Source organism: Candidatus Enterococcus huntleyi (genome assembly GCF_009933175.1).
Classification (GTDB): domain Bacteria; phylum Bacillota; class Bacilli; order Lactobacillales; family Enterococcaceae; genus Enterococcus_K; species Enterococcus_K huntleyi.
This window is the reverse complement of the sequence record NZ_MAEJ01000032.1, coordinates 1-26,855: the sequence shown is the minus strand read 5'-3', so window position 1 is coordinate 26,855 and position 26,855 is coordinate 1. Positions and strand designations below refer to the sequence as shown.

24 protein-coding genes and 1 other annotated feature are annotated in these 26,855 nt (G+C 39.7%); of the genes, 13 read left to right on the top strand and 11 right to left on the bottom strand.

All coding sequences use genetic code 11. The features are described 5' to 3' along the window. Nucleotide 1: 1 nt before the first annotated feature. The 8 genes from BAU15_RS14540 to rpmH all read right to left on the bottom strand — a co-directional run bounded on the left by BAU15_RS14540 (nt 2) and on the right by rpmH (nt 6,288). Entirely contained in the window at nt 2-706 is a 705-nt protein-coding gene (locus tag BAU15_RS14540) for an ABC transporter permease (RefSeq protein WP_161843451.1), read from the bottom strand. A 1-nt stretch (nt 707) separates the two neighbouring features. Beyond that, nucleotides 708-1,667 (bottom strand): ABC transporter ATP-binding protein, encoded by a 960-nt coding sequence (locus tag BAU15_RS14535; protein WP_237580207.1) that lies wholly within the window; start codon nt 1,665-1,667, stop codon nt 708-710. A gap of 266 nt (nt 1,668-1,933) precedes the next feature. Further along, nucleotides 1,934-2,617 (bottom strand): response regulator transcription factor, encoded by a 684-nt coding sequence (locus tag BAU15_RS14530; protein WP_202622751.1) that lies wholly within the window; start codon nt 2,615-2,617, stop codon nt 1,934-1,936. Next, nucleotides 2,614-3,822 (bottom strand): GHKL domain-containing protein, encoded by a 1,209-nt coding sequence (locus BAU15_RS14525; RefSeq protein WP_161843450.1) that lies wholly within the window; start codon nt 3,820-3,822, stop codon nt 2,614-2,616. Before BAU15_RS14525 ends, BAU15_RS14530 begins: the two co-directional genes overlap by 4 nt. Nucleotides 3,823-4,075: 253 nt before the next feature. Beyond that, a complete protein-coding gene (jag, locus tag BAU15_RS14520) occupies nt 4,076-4,837 on the bottom strand; it encodes an RNA-binding cell elongation regulator Jag/EloR (protein ID WP_161843449.1) in 762 nt (253 codons plus the stop codon). Between the two features lie 15 nt (nt 4,838-4,852). Beyond that, nucleotides 4,853-5,677, bottom strand: a complete 825-nt coding sequence (locus BAU15_RS14515; RefSeq protein WP_161843448.1) for a YidC/Oxa1 family membrane protein insertase — start codon at nt 5,675-5,677, stop codon at nt 4,853-4,855. Nucleotides 5,678-5,691: 14 nt separating this feature from the next. Beyond that, on the bottom strand, nt 5,692-6,030 hold the full coding sequence (gene rnpA / locus BAU15_RS14510; RefSeq protein WP_161843447.1) for a ribonuclease P protein component: 339 nt from the start codon (nt 6,028-6,030) through the stop codon (nt 5,692-5,694). Nucleotides 6,031-6,153: 123 nt separating this feature from the next. After that, nucleotides 6,154-6,288, bottom strand: a complete 135-nt coding sequence (rpmH, locus tag BAU15_RS14505; protein ID WP_010766794.1) for a 50S ribosomal protein L34 — start codon at nt 6,286-6,288, stop codon at nt 6,154-6,156. A 943-nt stretch (nt 6,289-7,231) separates the two neighbouring features. Here rpmH and dnaA point away from each other — a divergent pair. The 13 genes from dnaA to guaB all read left to right on the top strand — a co-directional run bounded on the left by dnaA (nt 7,232) and on the right by guaB (nt 22,655). Further along, a complete protein-coding gene (gene dnaA / locus BAU15_RS14500; RefSeq protein ID WP_161843446.1) occupies nt 7,232-8,569 on the top strand; it encodes a chromosomal replication initiator protein DnaA in 1,338 nt (445 codons plus the stop codon). A gap of 278 nt (nt 8,570-8,847) precedes the next feature. Next, nucleotides 8,848-9,978: a DNA polymerase III subunit beta gene (dnaN, locus tag BAU15_RS14495; protein WP_161843445.1), complete on the top strand. Its 1,131-nt coding sequence runs from the start codon at nt 8,848-8,850 to the stop codon at nt 9,976-9,978. A gap of 227 nt (nt 9,979-10,205) precedes the next feature. Then, on the top strand, nt 10,206-10,448 hold the full coding sequence (gene yaaA, locus BAU15_RS14490; RefSeq protein ID WP_161843444.1) for a S4 domain-containing protein YaaA: 243 nt from the start codon (nt 10,206-10,208) through the stop codon (nt 10,446-10,448). Continuing rightward, nucleotides 10,435-11,556: a DNA replication/repair protein RecF gene (gene recF / locus BAU15_RS14485; protein ID WP_161843443.1), complete on the top strand. Its 1,122-nt coding sequence runs from the start codon at nt 10,435-10,437 to the stop codon at nt 11,554-11,556. The genes yaaA and recF overlap by 14 nt, the downstream gene beginning before the upstream one ends. Continuing rightward, the gene (gyrB, locus tag BAU15_RS14480) at nt 11,557-13,506 is read left to right on the top strand and encodes a DNA topoisomerase (ATP-hydrolyzing) subunit B (RefSeq protein ID WP_161843442.1); all 1,950 of its coding nucleotides are present in this window, start codon (nt 11,557-11,559) and stop codon (nt 13,504-13,506) included. 19 nt (nt 13,507-13,525) lie between these two features. Then, a complete protein-coding gene (gene gyrA, locus BAU15_RS14475) occupies nt 13,526-16,123 on the top strand; it encodes a DNA gyrase subunit A (protein ID WP_161843441.1) in 2,598 nt (865 codons plus the stop codon). Nucleotides 16,124-16,423: 300 nt separating this feature from the next. After that, nucleotides 16,424-17,140: a 16S rRNA (guanine(527)-N(7))-methyltransferase RsmG gene (gene rsmG / locus BAU15_RS14470; protein WP_161843440.1), complete on the top strand. Its 717-nt coding sequence runs from the start codon at nt 16,424-16,426 to the stop codon at nt 17,138-17,140. An 11-nt stretch (nt 17,141-17,151) separates the two neighbouring features. Next, nucleotides 17,152-17,919, top strand: a complete 768-nt coding sequence (locus tag BAU15_RS14465; protein ID WP_161843439.1) for a ParA family protein — start codon at nt 17,152-17,154, stop codon at nt 17,917-17,919. Next, nucleotides 17,906-18,796 carry a ParB/RepB/Spo0J family partition protein gene (locus tag BAU15_RS14460; RefSeq protein WP_202622750.1) on the top strand — a complete coding sequence of 297 codons (891 nt, stop codon included), beginning with the start codon at nt 17,906-17,908 and terminating at the stop codon, nt 18,794-18,796. The genes BAU15_RS14465 and BAU15_RS14460 overlap by 14 nt, the downstream gene beginning before the upstream one ends. A 12-nt stretch (nt 18,797-18,808) precedes the next feature. Next, on the top strand, nt 18,809-18,991 hold the full coding sequence (locus BAU15_RS14455) for a DUF951 domain-containing protein (protein WP_161843438.1): 183 nt from the start codon (nt 18,809-18,811) through the stop codon (nt 18,989-18,991). A 16-nt stretch (nt 18,992-19,007) separates the two neighbouring features. Beyond that, a complete protein-coding gene (gene ychF, locus BAU15_RS14450; RefSeq protein WP_161843437.1) occupies nt 19,008-20,108 on the top strand; it encodes a redox-regulated ATPase YchF in 1,101 nt (366 codons plus the stop codon). A 115-nt stretch (nt 20,109-20,223) separates the two neighbouring features. Next, on the top strand, nt 20,224-20,919 hold the full coding sequence (locus BAU15_RS14445) for a DUF1129 domain-containing protein (protein ID WP_161843436.1): 696 nt from the start codon (nt 20,224-20,226) through the stop codon (nt 20,917-20,919). Nucleotides 20,920-21,170: 251 nt separating this feature from the next. Continuing rightward, nucleotides 21,171-22,655 carry an IMP dehydrogenase gene (gene guaB, locus BAU15_RS14440; protein WP_161843435.1) on the top strand — a complete coding sequence of 495 codons (1,485 nt, stop codon included), beginning with the start codon at nt 21,171-21,173 and terminating at the stop codon, nt 22,653-22,655. A 144-nt stretch (nt 22,656-22,799) separates the two neighbouring features. Here guaB and serS read toward each other — a convergent pair whose 3' ends face one another. From serS to croR, 3 genes are all read right to left on the bottom strand, one after another. Beyond that, nucleotides 22,800-24,071, bottom strand: a complete 1,272-nt coding sequence (gene serS, locus BAU15_RS14435; RefSeq protein WP_161843434.1) for a serine--tRNA ligase — start codon at nt 24,069-24,071, stop codon at nt 22,800-22,802. A 92-nt stretch (nt 24,072-24,163) separates the two neighbouring features. Continuing rightward, nucleotides 24,164-24,388: a binding site (T-box leader), on the bottom strand. Between the two features lie 176 nt (nt 24,389-24,564). Beyond that, entirely contained in the window at nt 24,565-25,797 is a 1,233-nt protein-coding gene (locus tag BAU15_RS14430; RefSeq protein ID WP_202622757.1) for a sensor histidine kinase, read from the bottom strand. Further along, on the bottom strand, nt 25,787-26,476 hold the full coding sequence (croR, locus tag BAU15_RS14425; RefSeq protein WP_161843432.1) for a response regulator transcription factor CroR: 690 nt from the start codon (nt 26,474-26,476) through the stop codon (nt 25,787-25,789). Before croR ends, BAU15_RS14430 begins: the two co-directional genes overlap by 11 nt. Nucleotides 26,477-26,855 lie beyond the last annotated feature (379 nt).

The following is a 26,855-nucleotide window of genomic DNA, read 5'->3' as shown; positions in this document are numbered from 1 at the left end:
TTCACCCGACATCTTTCGTTTCAATGTTATGATAAGACAAATAACCAACCATCAATCCTAACAAACTCAACAGAGCAGGAATAACAATTATCTGGCTCAGATTAACTTGAGCACTGTCATCAGAAACAGTGCCATTCACTAAAAATCCAATCAAAACAGCCAAGGTAATCGTCGTTGCCGTGGATTTCTTTCTTAGACCGAAATAGAGCGGAATCAAACTTAAACAAGCAGTCATGAAAGCTTCAATCACAGTCGGAGGCAGTGTTCTTATAATCATCGCTAGCGTGACTTTTTCCGGGAATAAATCCAGGATTGGGTTGACAATAAAAATCAGACTATCAATACAAATCGTCGCGACAAGCAGACTGAAAAAGCAATAAGCCCACACTAGCAGTAGCTTACTTTTCATCATCTTTGCTCGCTTAATCGGATAAGAAAATAACACTTGAATCGTATTATTCTTGTATTCATCAACAATTAAACGTGACAATAAGATACCTGAGAAAATCACAAACACGAGACGAATAAAAATAGTGACCAACGACATGAATGAAGCGAAATCGACAAACATAACTTCTTCTTGACTGTTCGCTCCGATCGCCATTAAAGACGTCAGCAGAAAAATTACAAAAATACTCCCGACGACATATTTTAAATAACTAGTTAATTGATTTTTACGCCATTCCAATTTCATTAAATTCAACATATTATTTCCCTCCACTGATGATTGATAAAAAGTATTCTTCCAAGGTCTTTTGCTGCTTTTCGATTCGATGAACGGCGACATCTGCCAAGATTAGCTGCTTGGTTATGTCTGATTGATCTAACTCATTCCCATGCAAATAGATAAGTTGGTTCGTATCTATCTGAATTTTTTCTATTGTCTGATCCTGCTCTAGGACAACCAAGGCCTTGTTAACATCGCTGACTTCCACTGCTAGATAAGCATTGTTTACCTCGCGAATTTCCGATAACTTGACTTCCTGCAAGACTTTTCCTTGATTAATCACACCGATTGTATCCGCAATCCATTCAATTTCTGAAACAATATGGCTAGAAATTAATACGGTCATGCCATACTTATTTTTCAACATGAGCAACAATTCTCTGACTTCCTTGATACCAATCGGATCCAAGCCATTAATTGGTTCATCTAAAATTAAAATTTCCGGCTTCATCAGAATCGCTCGCGCAATCCCTAATCTTTGCTTCATGCCTAGAGAGTATTCGGTCACCAATTTATCAGCAACCTCCGCCAAATGAACAATTTCTAGCACCTCGTCGACACGCTCTGAGCTAGCCCCGCCCATATACTCACCATGCAGAAATAAATTTTCCCTAGCCGTAAGTTTCGTATAAAAAACTGGCGTCTCAATCAAACTACCAATCTTCTTCAAATAAGTAGATGACTGCCCTAAAATTTGGTGATTATTGATGCGGATTTCGCCTGATGTCGGTTTGACTAAATTCAATAACATCTTCATAATTGTTGTTTTTCCTGCGCCATTAGGTCCTAAGAAACCATATATTTCGCCTCTAGTGACGGTCATCGTCGCCCCTGATACCACGCGTTCATTTTTATATTGTTTCGATACCTCACTAATTTGAATCATCTTGCCCATATCTACTCGCGCCCCTTCTCGTTTGTCTCGTGCTTCTGATACCATCCTATCGTCTACCCTTCAAATGAGATAGCCTATCTTCCTAAACGAGCCATTAACTTGCCTAAACGAAAAAAGATGACCGAAATGAAACTCAACGAGAGCTCCTTTCAATCATCTAATCTATCTGCTATATGTTATATTCTAATCTACGACTTCATTTTGGAAAAACTTTGCTACCCAGCTATAACCTATCCGACTCCCTCACACAGCTCACTCTTTGTTTAAATTTTCCAAGCCTTGAATTGTCTCTTTCAACAAGCGTTTCGATATTAGACACTGCTCTTCATCGGAAAAGATCCTTGTTTATTGGTTTTATCTATAGACTTCACATTGGCCAAATTAATCACAAACGCGCGGTGACAGCGGAACAATCGTTCATCCATTTGGACAATCTCTTTTAGATCCGCGTAAAATTCAACGATCTTGGCTGTCGTCACCAGCCGAATCTTATGCGATGAGCCAGTTGTTTCAAAATACAGGATTTCGGAAAAGGGCAGTTGAAATTTGGTGTACTTACTTTCAAACGTAAAGGCATCTGTGCTGACGCTCGTCTGGGTCCGATTTTTTGCCAGTTCAAGGCATTCTTTCACCCGTTTTTCAATCACCCATGCCTCTTGATCCTTTTCAATAAAATCTAACGCTGAGACCTTATATGAGAAGGTCAAGGTAGCCATTTCAGAATGTGTCGTCATAAAAACGATCGCGCCATAAGGGTCCGTTTCCCGGATTTTTTGGGCCACTTCTAAGCCTTTTTTCGTTTCCCCTTTAATTTCCAAATCTAAAAAATACAAATTATATTGACTCGTAAGCTGTATTTTATCTAATAAATGAGTCGGCTTGGCCGTGGCAAATAAATTTTTATAGTTGATTTTTTCAGCCAGACTAATTTTTTTTATGAGCCGTTCTAGCTTCTGCTGTTGCAGCAGATCATCTTCTAAAATAAATATATTCATTCCGCTGCTCCGTTTCCGACGATTCTCAAAATCTGTGAAAAACCATTCGCTAAATTTCCCGTTTCCAAAGACACATGAGGCATGTCTGCCAGTATTTTATGCACCGTGTATAAGCCGATTCCGCGCTGCAATCCTTTAGAAGAATAGCCTTTCTTGGCGATGTTTTTAATCGCTACTGGTTCCTGACAGCTATTCTCAAGAATGATATACTGAATGCCCGCCTCTTCAAAAATAGCTAATTTTATCCAGGGAGTTTCTGTCAGAACGGCCGCTTCAATCGCATTATCTAGGAGAATAGACATCGTTCTTACAAAAGAAATAATCTCGAAATGACGAATCTTTATCGGCGCAATGATTTCTAGGTGAATATCAACTTTTTGTTGCTGCGCCAATAACAACTTCGAGCCAATTACACTCTTCAACTCTGGCACCAGTAGATGACTAAGCTGACCAAAACTATAATAATTCGCTTGAAAAGTCTGTTTCGTCGGTTGAATAACCGACTCATAGACTTGACGAACCTTCAGCAAATCATCTTCATAAAGCCCCTCTTCTAAACTCGTTAAAAGATTAATGTAATCATGTCTAAAATGACGAATCTCCTCATAGAGTCCTTCGATTTGTTTCGTGTAATCAACTAATTGGGCAAGTTGATGCTCTTTTAATTCTTCTATTTGCTGCTTACGGATCTTTTGAAAATAAAGATTCAAGAAAATAAACGACGCAAGGACTGCAAAAAATAAGCCTAATATCATAAAATTATCCTGCGTACTGCCATGTCCTTGTTGATTATTGGCCGTTAAAATATAATACAATAAGCCAATAATAGTCACTAAGAAAAAACTCAGGCTCACGATTACTTTTCCCTCTGCTTGCTTCAATGAACGAAAGAAACCTTGTGGCAACCACCGCTCCAACACGTAGAGGAACAGAAAATTGATGATTGCTGGCGCCATCGCTACCGTTATGTACAGGATATTTTGAGTCTGTTCCTTTGAAAAAAGCGAAATATGTGAAAAAAGCGCAGTCAGTGGCGCTGCACTTATATAGCCAAGAAATGAATTCATCATCAAGGCATAGAGCGCATAAAAGAAATGAATCGGTTTTATTTGCCGTTCTTTCAACCACCCTATAAAAATGAATAAGATTAGAAATATAACCGCTGACCAGAGGCCAAATTGGCTACTTAAAACAATCCCTACCATCACCATTAGCGCTGAATATAGGAAAATTTCTACGGTTGAAAAGGAAAATAAAGAAATTTGCTTAAAAATAAGAAAAAAATTGATAATTTGAATCGCGATAATTAAAAAATAGATAGACTCCACCTCTAGCCCTTTTAAAGTAATGTTTCCATTATAACACTAAACCCAGTCCGATAATATGGACGTTCTCCTCGCACAAAAAAGGAGCAGACCATTTCGTCTACTCCTCTGACAAATTTTTAAGTTTACTAATTTAGAAATGTTTCTTCTCTGGTTCAACGACGAGGTATCGGTACGGTTCATCGCCTTCAGAGTGGGTTTTTACGTAATCTTTTTTGCTCAGCACTGAATGGATCTGTTTACGTTCAAACGCTGGCATCGGCTCTAAGAAGACCGGTCTGCCTGTTTGTTTGACTTTCTCAGCCGTTCTTTCAGCTAGTCGTTGCAAGATTGCTTGGCGTTTTTCACGGTAATCACCGACATTCACTACAACTGATAATTTATTCGCTGCTGCACGGTGGATAAAGACTTGCGCTAAATATTGCAACGCATTTAGAATTTTTCCGTGTTTGCCGATTAAAATCCCTTGTTTTTGCGTATCCAAGTGGAAGATAATTAAGCCATCTTTTCGTTCCATTCGAACCATTGCTGGCGCGTTTAATTCTTTAGAAATAGCGGTTAGGTACAGTGCCAACTCCGTCAAAGCAGACTCATCATCTAACTCTTCTAACGGCTTGTTTGATTCATGCATAGACGGTTTAGGTTCACTAGCAATTGCCTCGATACTCGGTGATTCTTCGTGTAAAACTTCCGCGACCGCCTCTTCGACAGCTTCTGAAATTTCCTCACTGACAGTGGGTTCAAGCGACACACGCGCGTCTTTCTTCCCAATGCCTAGAAATCCTTTTTTCCCTGCTTCAATAACCTTCACTTCAACATCTGCCCTGGTCAATCCCAAAGCTGATAAACCTTTATTAACGGCTTCTTCAACTGTTGCGCCTTCATAAACTGGCATTTTGCATACCTCCTTTTATTTCTTGCGTTTCTTCTTAGGACTCTGTGCGCGCTGTAATGCACGTTCTTTGTCGCGAATTCTTTGTGCTTCTTCTTCACGTTCTTTACGAATTTTAAATGGGTTATTTAATAATAAAGTTTGGCCTACTTGGAACGCATTCGAAATTACCCAGTATAAGGATAATCCACTGGCCAAATTAAGTCCCATTACTAAAATCATGATTGGCATAGCAAAATTCATAATCTTCATAGAAGGATTTGATTCTAATTGGCTCATGCTTGATAGATAGGTACTAGCAAACGTGAACAGTGCTGCTAAGATTGGTAGCACGAATAATGGATCGGGATTTCCCAAGTTCAACCATAAGAACTGGCCTGATTTTAGTTCAGGCACTCGTGAAATTGATTGCCATAACGCCATCAAAATCGGCATTTGCACTAATAATGGTAAACAACCCGCATACGGATTAACATTATTTTCAGCATATAATTTTTGTTGCTCTTCTCTTAAGATTGCTTGTGTTTCTGAATCTTTTGACGCATATTTTTGTTGCAATGCTTTTAATTTTGGTTGTAATTCCTGTGTTTTTCGCATGCTCTTCGTTTGGAAATGCATCAACGGTAATAAAATTATCCGGATAATGAGGGTAAAAAGAATAATCCCAATTCCTGGATTTCCAAAAGAGAGGGCCTTAATCGCTTCCGCAAAGTAGTAGACGATGTAACGATCCCATATTCCTGTACTTTGGGCATTGACTTCACCCGTTGCGCCACACGCAGATAATACAACAACCAGCATCACTAAGCCGGCCATTAAAAGTAAACGTTTATATTTCTTCACTTACTTTTTCCCCTTTATTCAATTATTTTCGCAAGTTTTAAGACATGTACGAGGTTTGAAAGAATTTCTTTTGAGGACAGCTCTTCTGTTTTCGGCCGAGCAATCACAATGAAATCTAGTTCTGGCTCAATGCGTTCTTTCAATTCGAACAAGCTCGCACGAATTTTTCGTTTCACAGCATTTCGCGCAACGGCGTTTCCAATCTTTTTTCCAACCGAAATGCCCACTCGAAAATGCTTCTGCTCAGGTTTATCTATGCGATAGACAACAAATCGACGATTCGCGAAAGATGTTCCTTCTTGGAAAACCTGTTGAAATTCACTTTCTTTTTTGACTCGATACGCTTTCTTCATCTCGTTTCCTTCGCTTCTTTCCTGATCTTTCACTCACCCAACAATCATACCATATTTAGTGAGGTTGATTCACCTATTTTCTAGGAAAAAAGGCACAAAAAAAAACCACTGAATCCCAGTGGCTTAAGCTGAAAGAACTTTTCTTCCTTTAAGGCGACGGCTAGCTAGCACGCGACGACCATTTTTAGTGCTCATACGTTTACGGAACCCGTGAACTTTTTGACGTTTACGTTTATTTGGTTGGTATGTTCTTTTCATTTATTCCACCTCCATGAGAGTAATTACTATCCATATACATAGACATACTTTGATAGTATACCTACTACACCTACGTTTTGTCAATGCCAAATTGCGTAGAAAATAGAGAAAACCTAGCAAAAATCGAGTCATCCTCTCTGTTAATTTTATGCTAACCCCTTGATAATCTTCTAATAATCACCTACCAAGCAACCAATCAACGACTGATAAACGGTGATTCCTAAAGCTAATAATGAGCTAACTACAAATTAATATTCCATAAAAAATAGCCGATCACTAGGCAATGCCCCCCTCTGAGATGAGATGAGATTCGCTCGCCCTCACGCCTTCTTTCATCTCTTTCATCTCTTTCATCTCCTTCACTTTATCTCTTTCATTTCTTTTTCCGTTTTTATCTTTTTTACCTCTCTCACGCAGGTCTCACTTTTTCTTCTTCCATAGATCCAGTCATCCTCACCAATTCATTTTTTTCATATCTGTCTCTTTTAATGGAAAATTCTCTTTTTTATCCTTCAGTAAATTTTCTCAAATAATTATCCACAAGGTCGTATCTTTTTTAGAGGATGTAGGTGTGGACGCGCGTCATCCATTTTTTTAGTTGCGCAGACTTTTCCCCCTACTTTTACACAAATTCACCGCTTGTCCATAAGTTATCCTCAGGAGTTTTAAACATGTGGAAAAGTCCCTTGAAGTCTTTCTGCCATTGACTTGTTTATCCACAGCTCTTGTGTGCATTTTTCATTTTCGCTAAGTTATCCACCTGTTAATTACTCTTGTGGATAACTTTATTTTTGCTTGGGGATAGATTTTTCTTTTTTTCTCACACCTTGTGGATAAATAAAAAGAAATTTTTCATTTCCTTAAAGAATCTGTGGAAAACTTCTCTAAAAAATGCTAAATTAGAACTACCTATTTTTATTTACAAGATAAGGAGGACCTTTGAATGGCATCCCTGGAAGATATTTGGCTAGATCTTCAAAAGAGTTATCGTGCAGAACTCAGTCCCACCAGCTATAATGCGTGGATTGATACGGCACAACCACTTTCTTTGCAGAACGACCAATTAATTATTGAAGTGCCCACTAGTTTGCATAAAAATTATTGGGAAAAAAATCTAGCAACAAAGATCGTTGAAACTGGCTTTAAATTGACCGGACAAGAAATTATTCCAACCTTTGTGACCGCCGATGAAGCACCACAGCTTGAACCTGTCGCAAAGCCAAAAGAAGAATCACCCAAAACCGTTGAGCTCACAAAGAAGGTGCAGTTGAATCCCAAATATACCTTCGATACCTTTGTCATCGGGAAAGGCAATCAGATGGCTCACGCTGCCGCCTTGGTAGTTGCTGAAGATCCCGGCTCGATGTACAATCCGCTCTTCTTTTATGGGGGCGTTGGTCTAGGGAAGACCCATTTGATGCACGCCATTGGTCACCATATGTTACAGAATCAGCCGAATGCAAAAGTTAAATATGTCAGTAGCGAGACCTTTGCCAACGACTTTATTAACTCTATTCAAAATAAGACAGCTGAAGAGTTTCGCCAAGAATATCGGAATGTCGAGCTACTGCTAGTCGATGATATCCAATTTTTTGCCGAGAAAGAAGCGACACAAGAAGAATTCTTCCACACGTTCAATGCGCTTTATAATGAAGGGAAACAAATTGTTCTGACTAGCGACCGTCTACCTAATGAGATTCCAAAATTACAAGAACGGCTCGTGTCACGCTTTGCCTGGGGCTTATCTGTCGATATTACTCCGCCAGATTTGGAAACAAGAACGGCTATCCTACGTAAGAAGGCCGCGGCTGAACGATTAGAGATTCCAGATGATACCCTCAGTTATATCGCAGGGCAGATTGATTCAAATATTCGCGAGCTAGAGGGCGCTTTAGTGCGTGTTCAAGCCTTTGCCACGATTAATAGTTCGGACATCACCACTAGTTTAGCGGCCGATGCGCTGAAAACACTGAAGTCAGGCCGAGGCCACAGCCAACTTTCTATTGTCCAAATTCAAGAAGAAGTGGCTAAATATTATCATATCCAGATGAAAGATTTGAAAGGCAAGAAGCGCGTCAAATCAATTGTTGTACCGCGCCAGATTGCCATGTATCTATCGCGCGAATTGACGGACAATTCATTACCAAAAATTGGTGCTGAGTTTGGTGGTAAAGATCATACCACCGTGTTGCATGCCCACGAGAAAATTCAGCAGCTGATTGATTCAAACGCAATCATGCAAAATGAAATTTCAGAAATCAAAAACTTTCTATTAAATTAGTTGATTTTTAAATTTTGCATATTCTTAGATAGTAAGTCATTTATGACGTCACTAATTAAAACTCAGCCCGTCAGCTACTAGCTAATCGCAAGCCTTCTTAGCAGACGACTGTCGACTGGGCATGTGGATAACTTTCTAAAAAAACAATTTTTTATCCACAGCTTATGCACAAGCATTTTCTTTACTGCCTGAACGAAATTTATAGTTTTCCACAGGATTAACAGGCCCTACTACTTTTATTATCTTTTACTAATAAATAAAACAAAGGAGTTACCCTCATGAAATTCTCTTTAAAACGAACCATCTTTATGCAAGAATTACAAACTGTTCAACGAGCAATCTCTTCAAAAACAACGATTCCGATTTTGACAGGGGTTAAAATCGTCGTTAATGAAGAAGGCATTACTTTAACAGGGAGCAATTCAGATATTTCCATTGAAACTTTTTTGAGTGTTCAAACAGAAGCTGCCCAATTACACATTGAACAAACAGGTCAAATTGTATTACCTGCTCGTTTCTTCAGTGAAATTGTTCGCCGTCTATCAGAGGAAGATTTTACTTTAGAAGTCCTTGAAAATAATCAAGTAGCGATTACCTCAGGCAAAGCGAATTTTACAATTAATGGCTTAGATGGTGATAGCTATCCTCATTTGCCTGTTATCGAAAGTCCTAATCCAATCAAATTACCGGTACATGTGTTGAGTAAATTAATTACTGAAACTGGTTTTGCTGTCTCTCAACATGAAAGTCGACCAATTTTGACAGGGGTTCATTTTGTCTTAAAGGATCAAAAATTATTAGCTGTTGCGACCGACTCTCATCGTTTGAGTCAACGAGTTATTCCGATTGAGCAAGCTGTTGAAAATTTTGACATTGTAATTCCAGGGAAGAGTTTAACCGAACTTTCTCGTTCATTTACAGATGAAGAAGAACTAGTTGAGATTAGTATTATGGAGAATCAAGTCCTATTTAAAACAGAGACCATGTATTTCTATTCTCGTTTGTTAGAAGGGAATTACCCTGATACCAATCGCCTGATTCCTTCTAGTTTTAATACGGAGATCGAATTCTATGTGCCAAAATTAATTTCAGCGATTGAACGGGCTTCTCTGTTAACTCATGAAGGCCGGAACAATATTGTTCGTTTAGCGATTACTGATAATTCAGTCGTTCTTTACGGAAATTCTCCTGAAGTTGGGAAAGTCGAAGAAAGCTTGAATTATGAGCAAGTAACCGGTGAGCCATTAGAGATTTCATTTAATCCGGATTATATGAAGGCGGCGTTGCGCGCTTTCGGTGATATGAATGTAACAGTCAAGTTTATTTCAGCTGTTCGTCCGTTTACGATTGAGCCAACAGAAAATAGCATAGAATTCATTCAGTTAATTACGCCAGTTCGGACAAATTAATTTTTATTTTCATGAATTTTGGAAAGTTTTTCAAAAAAGTTTAAAAAAATACACTCTCGGCAGAAGGTCTTAAAATCAATTTTAAGGCCTTCTGCTTTGTTTTAAATAAAAAAGTCTTTTTTGTAGTAAAAGCTCTTAGATTTAAAAATATGTAGAGAAATTTGTTTTCTTGGCTCAAAAAGGGTATAATAGAGTGTATGTTTATCAGAGAAAATGAGGGATGCTAATTGAAACAAAAAGTCATTTTGAAAACAGATTACATGACTTTAGGACAAGTCCTAAAAGAGGTCAATATTATTGGCAGTGGCGGACAAGCAAAATGGTACTTGGCAGAGCATACAGTTTTCGTCGATGGCGAGCCTGAAAATCGTCGAGGCCGCAAATTATATCCAGGGATGATGTTGGAAATACCTGATGAAGGTACTTTTTTTATGAAGAAAAAGGAAAGTGCAACTGATGAAGCTGAGTAATATCCACCTCAAAAACTATCGGAATTATGAAGAGTTATCGTTAACTTTTTCAAAAAATTTAACGATTTTTTTAGGGGAGAATGCCCAAGGAAAGACGAATATCTTAGAGAGTATCTACGTTTTAGCCATGACGCGTAGCCACCGAACCAATACCGAACAGGAATTGATTCAGTGGAACCACGAACAAGCATACATAACCGGAACGGTCCAGCGACATCTTTCACAGACGCCGCTTGAATTGACGCTGTCAAAAAAAGGCCGAAAAACCAAAATTAATCATATCGAACAGAAACGATTAAGTAGTTATGTAGGGCAGTTGAACGTGATCTTATTTGCGCCAGAGGATCTTTCTTTAGTCAAAGGAAGTCCCCAATTAAGAAGGAAATTCTTAGATATGGAGATTGGCCAAATTAATCCGATTTATTTATTTGACTTGGTGCAGTATCAATCTGTCTTAAAGCAGCGTAATCAGTATTTGAAACAACTTGCTGAAAAGAAGCAAACAGATTTGATTTATTTGGATATTTTGACGGAACAGCTGGCTGAATTTGGCGGAAAAGTTTTATTCGCGCGACAAAAATTTGTCAAACGCTTAGAACACTGGGCAAATGCCTTACACCAACAAATCAGTCACCAAAAAGAACAGCTGCAGATTTCCTATGTGGCGACAGTTCCTTTTGAAGAAGGAGCTTCAGCTGAGGCTATCCAAGGATTATTTTTGCAGGAACTGACTCGTAACAGAAAGAAGGAATTATTTAAGGCGTCGACTTTTTTGGGGCCTCATCGAGATGATTTGCAATTTTTTGTTAACGAGCAGAATGTTCAAACGTATGGTTCACAGGGCCAACAACGGACGACGGCTTTGAGTATCAAATTAGCAGAGATTGATTTGATGAAAGAAGAGACGGGGGAATACCCGATCTTACTATTAGATGATGTGATGAGTGAGTTGGATGATTCTAGGCAGTTACATTTGCTAGAAACGATTGAAGGGAAAGTGCAGACTTTTTTGACCACCACCACGCTGGATCATGTAAAAAATAAAATGACTGTTGAACCGGAAATTTTCTATGTTCATCAGGGAGAAATAGAAGGAGCAGAAGACTAAATGACAGAAGAAGAAAAAAGTTTAGTGGAACGTGCCAAGGAATATGATGCCAGTCAGATTCAAGTACTGGAAGGCTTAGAAGCCGTTCGTAAACGTCCAGGGATGTATATCGGTTCGACAAGTGGTGAAGGTTTACACCATTTAGTCTGGGAAATCGTTGATAACTCAATTGATGAGGCCTTAGCTGGTTTTGCGACGTCCATTCACGTGGTCGTTGAAGAAGATAATAGTATTACAGTTGTCGATGATGGTCGGGGAATTCCAGTCGGGATTCAAGCGAAAACAGGTCGTCCAGCTGTAGAAACCGTCTTTACAGTCCTCCATGCTGGTGGGAAATTCGGCGGTGGCGGCTACAAAGTTTCTGGTGGACTCCATGGAGTAGGTTCTTCTGTTGTAAATGCTTTGTCTTCTGTTTTAGATGTCAAAGTTTACAAAGAAGGCAAAATTTATTTCCAAGAGTATCAACGAGGCGCGGTTATGAATGATTTAAAAGTCATTGGTGAAACTGATCGTAGCGGGACAGAAGTCCATTTCATTCCCGATCCAGAGATTTTTACTGAGACTGTGGAATTTAATTTTGAAAAATTAGCGACTCGTATTCGTGAGTTAGCTTTCTTAAATCGCGGCTTGCATATTTCGATTGAAGACCGTCGTGAAGAAAAACCTGTTCTACGTGAGTATCATTACGAAGGCGGGATTAAGAGTTATGTCGAGCATTTGAATGGCAACAAAGATGTGCTTTATCCTGAGCCTGTCTTTATTGAAGGCGAGCAACAAGGGATTACGGTTGAAGTGGCGATGCAATATACTGATGGCTACCATTCAAATCTATTGAGCTTCGCGAATAATATTCATACCTATGAAGGGGGAACCCACGAATCTGGGTTTAAAACTTCTTTGACGCGTGTGATTAATGATTATGCTCGTAAGCAAAAGTTGATGAAAGACAATGATGAAAATCTAACTGGTGAAGATGTTCGTGAAGGCTTGACTGCTGTTATTTCAATCAAGCATCCGGATCCTCAGTTTGAAGGTCAAACGAAGACAAAATTAGGGAATTCAGAAGTCCGGACGGTTACTGACCGTTTGTTCTCAGAACACTTTGGTAAATTCCTAATGGAAAATCCAACAGTCGGTCGTCAAATTATTGAAAAGGGTATGTTGGCTTCAAAAGCCCGTCTAGCGGCTAAACGTGCTCGTGAAGTAACCCGTCGTAAAGGTGCCTTAGAAATCAGTAATTTACCGGGTAAATTAGCCGATTGTTCAAGTAACGTCCCTGAAAAATGCGAATTATTCATCGTCGAAGGAGATTCGGCCGGTGGATCAGCGAAACAAGGACGAAGCCGTGAATATCAAGCAATCTTGCCGATTCGTGGGAAAATCCTGAACGTTGAAAAAGCCAGCATGGATAAAATTTTAGCCAATGAAGAAATTCGTTCGCTCTTTACAGCGATGGGAACTGGCTTTGGTTCTGATTTTGATGTCTCAAAAGCTCGTTACCACAAATTGGTTATCATGACCGATGCCGATGTCGATGGCGCCCATATTCGGACGCTGTTATTGACTTTATTTTACCGTTACATGCGTCCAATCGTGGAAGCAGGCTATGTCTATATTGCCCAACCACCATTATACGGGGTTAAACAAGGGAAAAATATTACCTACGTGCAACCGGGTAAAACAGCGGAAGATGATTTGAAACGCGTGATGAGTGAATTACCTGCTAGCCCGAAAGCAACCGTTCAGCGGTACAAAGGGTTAGGAGAAATGGATGACCACCAATTATGGGAAACAACCATGGATCCAGAGCGCCGGATGATGGCGCGTGTTAGTGTTGATGATGCCATTGAAGCAGACCAAATCTTTGAAATGTTAATGGGTGACAAGGTTGAGCCTCGTCGTGCGTTTATTGAAGAAAACGCCCATTACGTGAAGAATTTAGATATTTAATCTTGAAGGAGGTAATTTCGTGAGTGAAGAGTTTAAAGAAAATATCCATGACGTCAATCTGACCAGTGAAATGAGAGAATCCTTCATTGATTATGCAATGAGCGTTATTGTTGCCCGTGCTCTACCCGATGTGCGTGACGGATTAAAGCCAGTTCATAGAAGAATTCTTTATGGAATGAATGAGTTAGGTGTGACGCCAGATAAACCCCATAAAAAATCAGCCCGGATTGTTGGGGATGTAATGGGTAAATACCATCCCCATGGTGATAGTGCGATTTATGAGTCAATGGTGCGGATGGCGCAAACCTTTAGTTACCGTTACATGCTAGTCGATGGACACGGAAACTTTGGTTCTGTCGATGGCGATGGCGCTGCGGCGATGCGTTATACCGAAGCAAGAATGAGTAAAATTGCGATGGAAATGTTACGCGATATCAACAAAAATACCGTTGATTACCAAAGTAACTATGATGATACTGAGCGTGAACCGAATGTTTTACCCGCTCGTTTCCCGAACCTTTTAGTGAACGGAACGACGGGGATTGCCGTAGGGATGGCCACCAATATTCCGCCACATAATCTAAATGAAGTGGTGGCAGCGGTGAACCTACTGATGGAAAATCCTGACGTAACTACCAATGAATTGATGGAAGTTTTACCTGGTCCCGATTTCCCAACAGGTGGGTTAGTGATGGGTAAATCAGGTATTAGAAAAGCTTATGAAACTGGACGAGGTTCAATTATTGTTCGAGCAAAAGTCGATATTACTGAGATGCCGAATGGGAAAGAGCGAATCCTAGTTACTGAGTTGCCTTATGTAGTAAATAAGGCTAAATTAATCGAACGTATTTCTGAGCTGCATAGAGAAAAACGGATTGAAGGAATTACTGATTTGCGCGATGAGTCTTCTCGTGAAGGAATGCGAATTGTAATCGATGTCCGTCGTGATGTCAGTGCCTCAGTTATTTTAAATAATTTGTACAAATTAACGTCTCTACAAACTTCGTTTGGCTTTAACATGCTAGCGATTGAAAAAGGCGTGCCAAAAGTCTTAAGCTTGAAACAAATTCTAGAAAACTATATCGAACATCAACGCGAAGTTATTGTTCGCCGGACGGAATTTGATAAACAAAAAGCCGAAGCAAGAGCGCATATCTTAGAAGGTCTGCGGATTGCCTTAGACCATATTGATGAAATTATTCGGATTATTCGCGGCGCCAAAGCAGAAGATGAAGCGAAGCGTACCTTAATCGAGCGTTTTGATTTTTCTGATCGTCAAGCACAAGCAATCTTAGACATGCGTTTGCGTCGTTTAACTGGCTTGGAACGTGACAAGATTGAAAATGAATACCAAGAATTATTGAAGTTAATCGCTGACTTAACGGATATTTTATCAAATCCTAGTCGGGTAACTGAGATTATCAAGACAGAATTAAATGAAATCGGCACACGTTTTGGCGACAAACGTCGGACAGAACTACTAGTCGGTGAAGTCTTGAGTTTAGAAGATGAAGACTTGATTGAAGAAGAAGAAATCGTAATTACCTTGACTAATAATGGCTACATCAAACGTGTCGCTAATAGCGAGTTTAGAGCGCAACGTCGTGGTGGCCGTGGAGTCCAAGGAATGGGTATCCACAATGATGACTTCGTGAAAAACTTAGTCTCTTGTTCAACCCATGATACGTTACTCTTCTTTACGAACAACGGGAAAGTCTATCGTGCCAAAGGCTATGAAATTCCAGAATATGGCCGGACAGCCAAAGGAATTCCAGTCATTAACCTGCTAGGAATTGACTCAGCAGAGAAAATCCAAGCGATTATTTCAGTTGAAGGACAAGCCGAAGATGGACATTATCTATTCTTCACGACACGTCTAGGAACCGTGAAACGGACCAGTGTTACAGCCTTTTCTAATATTAGAAGCAATGGTTTAATCGCGATTGGTCTAAAAGAAAATGATGAATTGGTGAACGTCTTATTAACAGATGGCGATGCCAATATTATTATCGGAACGCATGCCGGTTACTCTGTGACCTTTAAGGAAGCAGTCGTACGTGATATGGGAAGAACCGCTTCTGGTGTCCGCGGAATTCGCTTAAGAGAAGATGATTATGTCATCGGTGCAGCGACCATGGATGAAGGCAAAGAAGTCTTAGTCTTAACTGAAAACGGCTATGGTAAACGGACGAAAGTCTCTGAATATCCAGTCAAAGGCCGTGGTGGTAAAGGGATTAAGACTGCCAATATTACGCCGAAGAATGGCCCATTAGCTGGTTTAACAACCGTGACAGGCGATGAAGATGTGATGTTAATTACCGATAAAGGCGTGATTATCCGCTTCAGCGTTGGCACGGTTTCTCAAACGGGTCGTTCAACACTAGGCGTCCGTCTGATGAAGATGGAAAATGAAGCCAAAGTTGTGACGATGGCGATTGTTGCTCCGGAAATCGAAGAAGCAGAAGCTGCTGAAGGCGTAGAAGGTGCAGATGCAACTGGCACCACTGACACGACTGACACGACTGACGTAGATACAACTGATTCAGCGAATACTGAAGAAACAACTGAAGTAAATGAAACCACTGACACGGATGAAACGCCAGATACACAAGCGTAAAAATCAGTGTAAAGATAGAGGACGGGTCGGGGTGAACATTTCCGACACGAGTAATCCTCGATAGAAGAGTCTGAAACAAGCCACATGCTGTTGGCTGTTTCAGACTCTTCTTCTGTCGAAAAAAATTAGACGAAGCCCACCATCAAACTTTGGAAAAAAGAGGACAATTTTAGGAAAAGATTTTTTTATTTTATAACGCAAAGAATCTGGGGCTAGGCATTGCAAGAAAGCTCTATTTGCGTTAAAGTAGGATAAGTATGTGTGAAACATTTTCTTGTTTCACAAGAGAAAGGAACCCTTATGACACCTGAAGAATTTCAACAGGCATTAGCCGAACATGAGATTGAATTATCAGCTGAACAGCTGGCGCAGTTCGAGCGTTACTTCCATTTGCTCGTTGAGTGGAATGAGAAGATGAACCTGACTGCCATTACCGATAAAAAAGAGGTTTATTTGAAGCATTTCTATGATTCATTGACCCTTTCTTTTGCCCAAGACTTTTCGCAAAAAGCCGCGTTATGTGATGTCGGATCAGGCGCTGGTTTTCCGAGTATTCCGTTAAAAATTGTTTTTCCAGCTTTATCGATTTCGATTGTCGATTCCTTAAATAAGCGGATTACCTTTTTGACAGAATTGGTCAAAGAACTTAAATTAGAAGACGTGCACTTGTATCATGATCGTGCGGAGACCTTTGGTCAAACCAAAGAAATCCGGGAATCGTTTGATTTTGTCACAGCCAGAGCGGTGGCGCGTTTGAATGTTTTGAGTGAATTGTGTTTACCGTTAGTCAAAAAAGATGGTTATTTCTTTGCCTTAAAGGCAGCTAAAAGTGACGAGGAATTAAAAGAAGCCAAACCAGCAATCGCGACATTAGGTGGCAAGTTTATTGAAGAGCGTTCGCTTCAATTACCAGTTACAGCTGATGAACGGCATGTTTTGGTCATTCAAAAGAAAAAGGAAACGCCTAAAAAATACCCAAGAAAACCAGGATTGCCCAATAAGCAACCGCTGAAATAGGAGGAGACTCGATGGCACGGATAATCTCTGTCGCAAATCAAAAAGGCGGAGTGGGTAAAACCACTACCACCGTGAATTTGGGTGCGTGTTTAGCATTCAATGGAAAAAAAGTATTACTTGTTGATATAGATGCCCAAGGCAATGCTACTAGTGGGATTGGTATTAGAAAGCCGGATGTGGATCAAGATGTTTATGATGTGCTAGTCAATGAGACCCCCATCAAAGAAACGATCTTGTCTACCACTCGTGAAAATTTAGATATCGTTCCAGCAACTATTCAGTTGGCGGGAGCGGAGATTGAATTGACGTCGATGATGGCTCGCGAGTCGCGCTTAAAAATGGCGTTGGCTGAAGTGGCGGATAGCTATGATTTTATTCTGATCGATTGCCCGCCTTCCTTAGGCCATTTGACGATTAATGCTTTTACTTCAAGTGACTCAATTTTAATTCCGGTGCAGTGTGAATATTATGCGTTGGAAGGGTTAAGTCAATTACTGAATACCGTACGCCTTGTTCAAAAACATTTTAATCCTGAGTTGAAAATCGAAGGCGTGCTCTTGACGATGTATGATGCCCGGACCAATTTAGGAGCTGAGGTCGTGGATGAAGTGCGGAAGTATTTCCGTGAAAAAGTCTACGATACCATCATTCCTAGAAATGTGCGTCTTTCGGAAGCACCGAGTCATGGATTATCGATCATTGATTATGATCCACGTTCTAAAGGTGCCGAAGTGTACCTATCTCTAGCAAAGGAAGTGCTGAATCGTGAGCAAGAGTAAAGGCTTAGGTAGAGGAATTGACGCGTTATTTCAAGACTTTGCTGGCTTGGAAGATGTCGATGTCAAAAAGGAATTGGTTTTAGAAATTCCTTTAAATGAGCTACGGCCCAATCCCTACCAACCACGTAAAACATTTGATGAAGGTTCTTTACAAGAATTAGCTAATTCCATCGAGCAATCCGGTGTTTTTCAACCGATTATTGTGCGTAAATCTTCCGTTAAAGGCTATGAAATTATTGCTGGTGAACGTCGTTTTCGGGCGTCAAAATTAGCAGGGAAACAAGCGATTCCGGCAATTGTTCGAGAATTTAATGAAGAAGCGATGATGCAGGTCGCCGTGCTAGAAAACTTGCAACGTGAAGATCTTAATCCATTAGAAGAAGCAGAAGCTTATGAAATGCTGATGAAGAATCTTAAATTAACTCAGTCAGAAGTGGCTGAACGTTTAGGAAAAAGTCGGCCGTATATCGCTAACTATTTGCGTTTGTTGACCTTACCTAATTTGGTGAAGGAAATGGTTCAAGATGAACGACTTTCGATGGGCCAAGCGCGAACTCTTTTAGGTTTAAAAGATAAAAAGTTGATTTTAAAATTAGCTAATCGCGCAGTTAAAGAAAATCTGACCGTGCGTCAATTGGAGCAAATAGTCAGTGAATTGAATGAGAACAAAGGGAAAGAGAATAAAAAAATCCCTCGTTTGGTCCAAGAAAAACCTTATTATCTGCGTGAAAGTGAAGAACGTTTGATGGATAAGTTTGGTACGAATGTCGCCATTCAAGAAAAAGATGGCAAGGGAAAAATTGAAATCGAGTACTTGTCTCAATCTGATTTGACCCGTATTTTAGATATCTTAAGTATTCAATTTGATGAAGCATAGGAGGAAGAGCTTATGTATGATTTAGGGGATATTGTTGAGATGAAAAAGCCCCACGCTTGCCAGACGAATCGCTGGGAGATTGTGCGGATGGGTGCGGATATAAAAATTAAATGTTCAAAATGTGGCCATATCGTGATGATGCCACGGCGCGAATTTGAAAAGAAAATGAAAAAATTACTAGAAAAAAAAGTGTAGAAAGAGTGAAGATACTATGGCATTAACCGCCGGAATCGTCGGGTTACCGAACGTCGGAAAATCGACCTTATTTAACGCAATAACTAAAGCAGGAGCAGAGGCTGCTAACTATCCTTTTGCAACAATTGATCCAAATGTTGGCATGGTAGAAGTACCTGATTATCGTTTGCAACGCTTGACTGAATTAGTCAAACCTAAAAAGACCGTTCCGACGACTTTTGAATTTACTGATATTGCTGGAATCGTTCGTGGGGCCAGTAAAGGGGAAGGTTTAGGGAATCAATTCTTGAGTCATATCCGCCAAGTGGATGCGATTTGTCATGTCGTGCGTTGTTTTGATGATGATAATATTACCCACGTGGAAGGCCGCGTTGACCCGTTAGAAGATATCGACACGATCAATTTAGAGTTGGTCTTGGCGGATTTAGAATCGGTCAATAAACGGTATACGCGAGTGGCGAAAATTGCTAAAACGAAAGATAAAGATGCGGTCGCTGAGTTGGCTGTCTTAGATAAGATCAAACCGGTTTTAGAAGAAGGCATTTCGGCTCGTTCTATCGAGTTTACAGAAGACGAACAAAAGATTGTTCGTAGCTTATTCTTGTTAACGACAAAACCTGTGTTGTATGTGGCCAATGTTTCAGAAGATGAAGTTTCAGATGCTGAGAACAACCATTATGTACAAACAGTCCGTAACTTTGCTTCTAGCGAAAATGCTGAAGTCATCGTGATTTGTGCGCGAGCAGAGGAAGAAATTGCTGAGTTGGATGATGAAGACAAGGCTGAATTTTTAGAAGCATTAGGCATTGAAGAGTCTGGCTTGGATCAATTGATCAGAGCAGCTTATGATTTATTAGGCTTAGCGACTTACTTTACGGCAGGCGAACAAGAAGTGCGTGCCTGGACTTTCCGCAAAGGGATGAAGGCACCGCAAGCGGCGGGGATTATCCATACTGACTTTGAACGCGGCTTTATTCGAGCAGAGACGGTTTCTTATGAAGACTTAAATAAATACGGCAATATGCAAGCGGCCAAAGAAGCTGGGCGTGTTCGTTTAGAAGGAAAAGATTACGTTGTCCAAGATGGCGATGTTATGTTGTTCCGATTTAACGTATAAAGGCTATCAAGTTTCTGCTAAAATGTGGTAAAATAGCTTTTGTGAATTCCATTGTTTATGAACAATTATCTAGAGAAGATTGTTTTATGGCAATGGCGAAGGAGGACGAATCGAGATGGAACCAGAAAAACTACGAGAAATCGTTAGTGAAAATCGCAGTCTAGAAACGCAGCTTACCAAGCGTAACCAACAATATATCTTTGATTTAAAGAAGGCTCTTGCGGCGGCGAATTTAAGTGAAGAAGAAAAGACCTTGGCGTTACATGACATCCTACCTGTATTAGTTGAAGAACAAAAGGGCGGGAAGACGGCTAGACAATTGTTTGGCACGGTGTCTGAACGCACAGAAGCGATTATTACTAAACCGCAAAAACCAAAATCATCAAGTCCTTGGACAATGTGGTTGGATAATACTTTATTAATCTTTGGGATCTTCAGTATCATGATCTCATTTATGGCGCTGATTTCAAAAGGTACACAAATCTCTTACGGGATTACAACTTTAGTGATCAGTTCAGCAATTGGCGGTTGGGTTTTCTACTTAATGTATAAATACATCTACCGTTTTGAACAACCAGGAGCTGACAAAAGTCAAAAACCAGGGATGTTCAAATCAATGGCGATTATTATTGGAACGACCTTACTATGGGTGCTTTCACTGGCTGTAACGATGATGTTCCCACCAGTCATTAACCCAATTCTTGAACCAATGATTGTGATTGTAATGGGGGCAATTGCCTTAGCAATCCGTTATTACTTGAAGAAAAAATATGGTATTGTCGGCAGTTTGGCAGTCCCAAGAAATAAATAACTTAAGAAGCTAGCCCCAATTTGAATTAATAAAAATTGGGTGCTAGCTTTTTGTGTAATAAAAATGTTCACTAATTGTGAAGAGGTGAAGTGGATTGAGGAAAGGGACAACTGATCAATCTTCCTGAGATCAGAAGTGATTGTTCGGCTTAATTCCTAGAAAATGTTAATAATCAGCTGAATAGTGTTGACTTGAAAGGAAGAATCTGTTATTTTCATATATAAAATTAAATACGAGGAGTGGTACTAAAAATGTCCAACTGGGAAACAAAGTTCGCGAAAAAAGGGTTAACTTTCGATGATGTCTTATTGATACCAGCAGAAAGTCACGTGTTACCAAACGAAGTGGATATGAGTGTAAAACTAGCCAAAAATATTACTTTAAACATTCCAATTATGAGTGCAAGTATGGATACTGTGACAGACAGTAAAATGGCAATTGCTATGGCCCGTCAAGGTGGCTTGGGCGTCGTGCATAAAAATATGAGCATTGCACAGCAAGCAGACGAAGTCAAAAAAGTAAAACGTTCAGAAAGTGGCGTTATTATTGATCCATTCTTCTTAACTCCTCAAAATCTTGTGGCTGATGCCGAACAACTAATGAGCAAATATAGAATTAGCGGTGTGCCAATTGTTGAGACGATGGACAACCGTAAACTAGTTGGCATTATTACCAACCGTGATATGCGCTTTGTGACAGATTATCAAATTCTGATTTCAGATGTCATGACAAAAGATAATCTAGTGACTGCCCCAGTAGGTACTTCTCTAAAAGATGCAGAGAAAATTCTGCAACAACATAAAATTGAAAAATTACCAATCGTAGATGCCGATAACCGTTTGAGCGGCTTGATTACGATTAAAGATATCGAAAAAGTGATTGAATTTCCGAATGCTGCCAAAGATGAGCATGGTCGTTTACTTGTCGCCGCAGCTGTCGGCGTAACTAGTGATACCTTTGACCGCGCACAAGCTTTACTTGATGCAGGCGCAGATGCAATCGTGATTGATACGGCGCATGGCCATAGTGCTGGTGTGATTCGTAAAATTAAAGAAATTCGTGAAACTTTCCCTGAAGCAACGCTGATTGCTGGAAATGTCGCGACTGCCGAAGCAACAAAAGCCTTGTATGATGCCGGTGTTGATGTGGTGAAAGTTGGGATCGGACCTGGTTCAATTTGTACTACTCGTGTCGTTGCTGGTGTGGGCGTGCCTCAATTAACCGCGATTTACGATGCAGCTTCTGTGGCTCGTCAATATGGCAAAGCGATTATTGCTGATGGTGGGATTAAATATTCCGGAGATATCGTCAAAGCATTGGCAGCTGGTGGACATGTCGTGATGCTAGGAAGTATGTTAGCAGGAACGGATGAATCGCCAGGCGAATTTGAAATTTATCAAGGTCGTCGTTTCAAAACTTATCGTGGGATGGGTTCATTAGGCGCAATGGAAAAAGGGTCAAGCGATCGTTATTTCCAAGGTGGCGTAAATGAAGCCAACAAGCTAGTGCCAGAAGGAATTGAAGGCCGTGTAGCTTACAAAGGTAGTGTCTCAGATATTATCTTCCAAATGGTTGGTGGCTTAAAATCAGGCATGGGTTATGTTGGTGCAGGTAACTTAAAAGAGTTGCGCGACGAAGCTCAATTTGTTCAAATGAGTGGTAGTGGTTTGAAAGAATCGCATCCTCATGATGTTCAAATTACCAAAGAAGCCCCTAACTATTCAGTCGAATCTTAAAAATTAGCACAAAAAAATAGAGATAATAGAGACCCGGTAGACCAGAATTTTGTATTCATGGTCTACCGAGTCTTTTGTATTCAATAGAAAAAATCGGATGGTTGAAGGTAAGCCATCCGATTTTTCAAATTCTATTTACAGTGATTATTTGATGACTTTCAGTCCACCCATGTAAGGGACTAAAACTTCAGGGACAGTGACACTGCCATCTTCATTTTGGTAATTTTCTAAAACTGCGGCAACCGTCCGTCCAACTGCTAAACCAGAACCATTTAGCGTGTGAGCATAGTTTGTTTTGCCATTTTCATCACGGTAACGGATCATAGCGCGACGAGCTTGGAAATCCTCACAATTTGAACATGAGCTGATTTCACGATACATATCTTGGGCTGGAATCCAGACTTCTAGGTCATAAGTTTTCGCAGCTGAGAAGCCCATGTCGCCAGTTGATAAGGCCAACACACGGTAAGGCAGATTCAATTTTTGTAATAAAGCTTCAGCGTCGTTGGTCATTTTTTCTAGTTCATCATATGAATGCTCAGCATCACTGAATTTAACCATCTCGACTTTATTAAATTGGTGCAAACGAATCAATCCGCGAGTATCGCGACCGGCACTACCTGCCTCAGAACGGAAAGCCGGGCTCAAAGCAGTAAATTTGATTGGCAACTCTTGTCCATCTAAAATTTCATTGTTGTAGTAGTTTGTTAAAGGGACTTCAGCTGTTGGAATTAGAGTTAAATCTGTATCAGCTAATTGGAAAACATCCTCTTTGAATTTTGGAAATTGGCCAGTCCCAAACATTGAATTACTGTTGACTGCGTATGGTGTCATCATTTCAGTATAGCCATGCTCGTAAATGTGTTGATCTAACATAAAGTTATATAAAGCACGTTCAAGACGAGCGCCTAAACCTTTGTAATAAACAAAACGGCTACCAGAAACTTTTGCGCCACGTTCAAAATCTAAAATATCTAAGTTTTCAGCGATTTCCCAATGCGGTTTTGGCTCAAAATCAAAATTTTTAGGTTGACTCCAACGGCGGACTTCGACATTATCATCTTCATCTTTTCCGACAGGTACTGATGGATGCGGTAAGTTAGGTAAGGTCGTAGAAATTAAACGCAAATCTTCATCGATCTGAGCAATCTCAACATCAAGGGCTTTAATCTCGCCACCAACGGTCTTCATTTCAGCTATTTTATCAGTAGCATCTTGTTTTTCACGTTTTAATTCGGCAATTTTTGTTGAAACATCATTACGGTATTTTTTCAGCTCTTCACTTTTTACTAGTAAAGCGCGACGACTTTCATCTAAACGCATGAATTCCACTAAGACTTCCTCTTTGACTCCTCTGGTTTGTAACTTTTCTTTGACGTCATCAAAATTTTGACGAATCATTTTTACATCTAACATACTATTTCCTCCTCGTAATAATTAGTTTGTAGTTGGTTTAAGTCAGACAAAAACCAAAATAAAAAAACTAGTCCAGCCCAAAAAGATTTCTTTCTTGGGACGAACTAGTTTGAATTCGCGGTACCACCCAAGTTCAGCTCACTAAAGCTGCCCTTGTAAACAAGATAACGGTTGTTTGCCGATATAACTTAGACGAATGTGTTCGTTATATTTCATTTGTGAAAAGTGGATTCCTAACGAGCTATTATTGACTTTCACCAACCGTCAACTCTCTATAAAATAAGCACGTAAGTACTAGCTTTTCTGACTGATATTATCTATCAGTATAGTGAAAGAAGAATTAATTGTCAATCGCTTAGATGAAGAAGACGACGAAAGAAAGGTGAAAGAATACGTAAAGTGACTGAAGAGAGAGCTGTAGGAAAGTTTAGAGGAGAACAGAAAGCAAAAAGATAAGCAGCAGGTCAATTTGACTCACTACTTATCTTCTTACTTATTTGCGTAAGCCTAATTTCTTTTTAGTTTCAGAAAGAGTTTTCTCAGTATCTAACTCATCCGGATTATTTCTCGTCAATGGTAAGTGCATGATAAAAGCTGTCCAGTGAGTATCTGATTTGGCGTAGATATAGCCACCATGTAAGGCGATGATACTTTGGGCAATTGCCAATCCTAGCCCAGTACCACCAGTTTCTTGCGAACGAGATTCTTCCACACGATAGAAACGATCAAAGAGAGAATCGAGAGATCGTTTTGGAATCATAGCCCCATCATTCTTCACTGTAATAACAGCTTCAGTACCGACTTTCTCCACTTCAATCACAATATACTTTGCCCCTTTACCATATTTTAAGGCGTTAGAAAGGAGATTGTTGAAGACACGAACGAGTTTCTCTGTGTCTCCATCCATAATGAAATGTTCTGGTGAAGAAACGACATGAATTTCGACTTGTTTTTTGGAAGCCTCCAATTCAAAATCAGCAGCTAGCTGTTCTACCAATTGTGTCATATCAAAAGAAGTGATATTGATAGGCACAGACGGTTGTCGGACCTTAGTATATTCGAATAGATCTTCGACTAAAATCTTCATTTGTTTTGATTTTACATAGGCAGTGTGAGTATATTTGAGTAAATCCTCCTGCGAATGAAATTGTCGATCCTCAATTAAACCAAGGTATCCGATAATAGACGTCAGAGGGGTTCGAATATCATGGCTGACATTTGTAATCAACTCATCCTTCGATTTTTCAATTCGCCGCTCATCCTCGATAGCCGCAACAGTGCTATCAACCAAGCCATTAATACTTGAAACCACACGACTCAAATCACCACTTAATTCAAAAGGAATCCGGTGATCATAGTTGCCGTCAGCGATATAATGCAGTTCACTAATGATATGTCGGAGCTGCATCTGTTTATACCGACGAATCAATCGCCAGTAGAGTACTGCTAAATCAAGTAAGAAGAAAACAGGAACAAAGAAGTTTCTGAAACTTAAGAAGAAATCCGTATTTAATTGGTTAGCAAAAGCATTCTTTGTGCCCCAAATAGCATTCTCTAATGAAGGTGAATTTCGAACAACCGAATCTAAGACAACCAAAATTGCTACATTTAATAGAAGTAATAAAACAATCGTGACAATTCCTTCCGCCAATAATTCGCTTATTTCCTTAGAAGTCAGGGTGATTCGCTTCTTTTTTTCCTGTGCCACTTTTCTTTTACCTTGCATCAATTTTATAACCAACTCCCCAAACGGTTTGAATGACCTTTTCCCCATCCGTAGCCTCTTCAATCTTATCGCGTAAATGACTCACGTGAACCATAACAGTTTTTGCTGAAACGATACTCTCTTGCTTCCAAACACGTTCAAAGATTTCGTCAGCACTAAAGACGCGATTAGGGTGACTAGCTAATAGGTACAAAATCCCGAACTCTAAAGCAGTTAATTGAATTTCTTTTCCATCAATTGTTTTTACTTCATGAGAATCCTTATTGATAATTAAAGAATGCACTTCTAAACTATCCGGTTGATCAGGTGTCACCTGCATCTTGGTTCTTCTAAGTAAAGATTTCACACGAGCCATAACCTCTAGTGGATTAAACGGCTTAGTAACATAGTCATCGGCTCCAGCAACAAGTCCTTTAATTTTATCCATGTCTGTAGTTTTTGCCGTCAGCATAATAATCGGGATCTGTGATTCCTTGCGCAATTCTTTGACCACTTGCATACCATCCATAATCGGCATCATAATATCCAGAATTAATAATTCAATATCAGGGATGGTGCGAATCTTAGACAAAGCTTCCTTGCCATCATAAGCTTTCACTGCCTCGTAGCCTTCATTGTGTATATAGATACTTAATAATTCAACAATCTCTTTATCATCATCAGCAACTAAAATTTTCATACGTAACCCTCCAATATATTCTGTTGTTAGTTCTATTCTATCAAAAAAAGCGATTTTTGGATAAATAGAGTCATTAATTAATGAAAACTTAGAAGTAACAGCAGTGACAAAAAGATGATAGAGAATCGTTTAGCTGATATAACGAACGTTTTTGAACAAATAGAGTGGATAAATGGTTTCAAAAACAGAAATGCCGAACGAAAAAAAGGGGAAGTGGATAAACAATCGTATTCGAAGAAATGTTGCTAGATCAAGCTTTTTTTAGTTGACGAAACCTGAAATAATTGATATATTATTAGATGTTCGCGTGAATGATAACTCATTTATAGAAGGGAACATAATTTTGAAAAAACTTTTCAAAAATGTTCTTGACGTTGAG

Excerpts from the sequence above, each read along its gene's own strand:
- BAU15_RS14540 (WP_161843451.1), bottom strand. The coding sequence starts at position 706 with ATGTTGAATTTAATGAAATTGGAATGGCGTAAAAATCAATTAACTAGT.
- BAU15_RS14535 (WP_237580207.1), bottom strand. The coding sequence starts at position 1,667 with ATGGTATCAGAAGCACGAGACAAACGAGAAGGGGCGCGAGTAGATATG.
- BAU15_RS14530 (WP_202622751.1), bottom strand. The coding sequence starts at position 2,617 with ATGAATATATTTATTTTAGAAGATGATCTGCTGCAACAGCAGAAGCTA.
- BAU15_RS14525 (WP_161843450.1), bottom strand. The coding sequence starts at position 3,822 with ATGGTAGGGATTGTTTTAAGTAGCCAATTTGGCCTCTGGTCAGCGGTT.
- jag (WP_161843449.1), bottom strand. The coding sequence starts at position 4,837 with ATGCCAGTTTATGAAGGCGCAACAGTTGAAGAAGCCGTTAATAAAGGT.
- rnpA (WP_161843447.1), bottom strand. The coding sequence starts at position 6,030 with ATGAAGAAAGCGTATCGAGTCAAAAAAGAAAGTGAATTTCAACAGGTT.
- rpmH (WP_010766794.1), bottom strand. The coding sequence starts at position 6,288 with ATGAAAAGAACATACCAACCAAATAAACGTAAACGTCAAAAAGTTCAC.
- dnaA (WP_161843446.1), top strand. The coding sequence starts at position 7,232 with ATGGCATCCCTGGAAGATATTTGGCTAGATCTTCAAAAGAGTTATCGT.
- dnaN (WP_161843445.1), top strand. The coding sequence starts at position 8,848 with ATGAAATTCTCTTTAAAACGAACCATCTTTATGCAAGAATTACAAACT.
- recF (WP_161843443.1), top strand. The coding sequence starts at position 10,435 with ATGAAGCTGAGTAATATCCACCTCAAAAACTATCGGAATTATGAAGAG.
- gyrB (WP_161843442.1), top strand. The coding sequence starts at position 11,557 with ATGACAGAAGAAGAAAAAAGTTTAGTGGAACGTGCCAAGGAATATGAT.
- rsmG (WP_161843440.1), top strand. The coding sequence starts at position 16,424 with ATGACACCTGAAGAATTTCAACAGGCATTAGCCGAACATGAGATTGAA.
- BAU15_RS14465 (WP_161843439.1), top strand. The coding sequence starts at position 17,152 with ATGGCACGGATAATCTCTGTCGCAAATCAAAAAGGCGGAGTGGGTAAA.
- BAU15_RS14455 (WP_161843438.1), top strand. The coding sequence starts at position 18,809 with ATGTATGATTTAGGGGATATTGTTGAGATGAAAAAGCCCCACGCTTGC.
- ychF (WP_161843437.1), top strand. The coding sequence starts at position 19,008 with ATGGCATTAACCGCCGGAATCGTCGGGTTACCGAACGTCGGAAAATCG.
- BAU15_RS14445 (WP_161843436.1), top strand. The coding sequence starts at position 20,224 with ATGGAACCAGAAAAACTACGAGAAATCGTTAGTGAAAATCGCAGTCTA.
- guaB (WP_161843435.1), top strand. The coding sequence starts at position 21,171 with ATGTCCAACTGGGAAACAAAGTTCGCGAAAAAAGGGTTAACTTTCGAT.
- serS (WP_161843434.1), bottom strand. The coding sequence starts at position 24,071 with ATGTTAGATGTAAAAATGATTCGTCAAAATTTTGATGACGTCAAAGAA.
- BAU15_RS14430 (WP_202622757.1), bottom strand. The coding sequence starts at position 25,797 with ATGCAAGGTAAAAGAAAAGTGGCACAGGAAAAAAAGAAGCGAATCACC.
- croR (WP_161843432.1), bottom strand. The coding sequence starts at position 26,476 with ATGAAAATTTTAGTTGCTGATGATGATAAAGAGATTGTTGAATTATTA.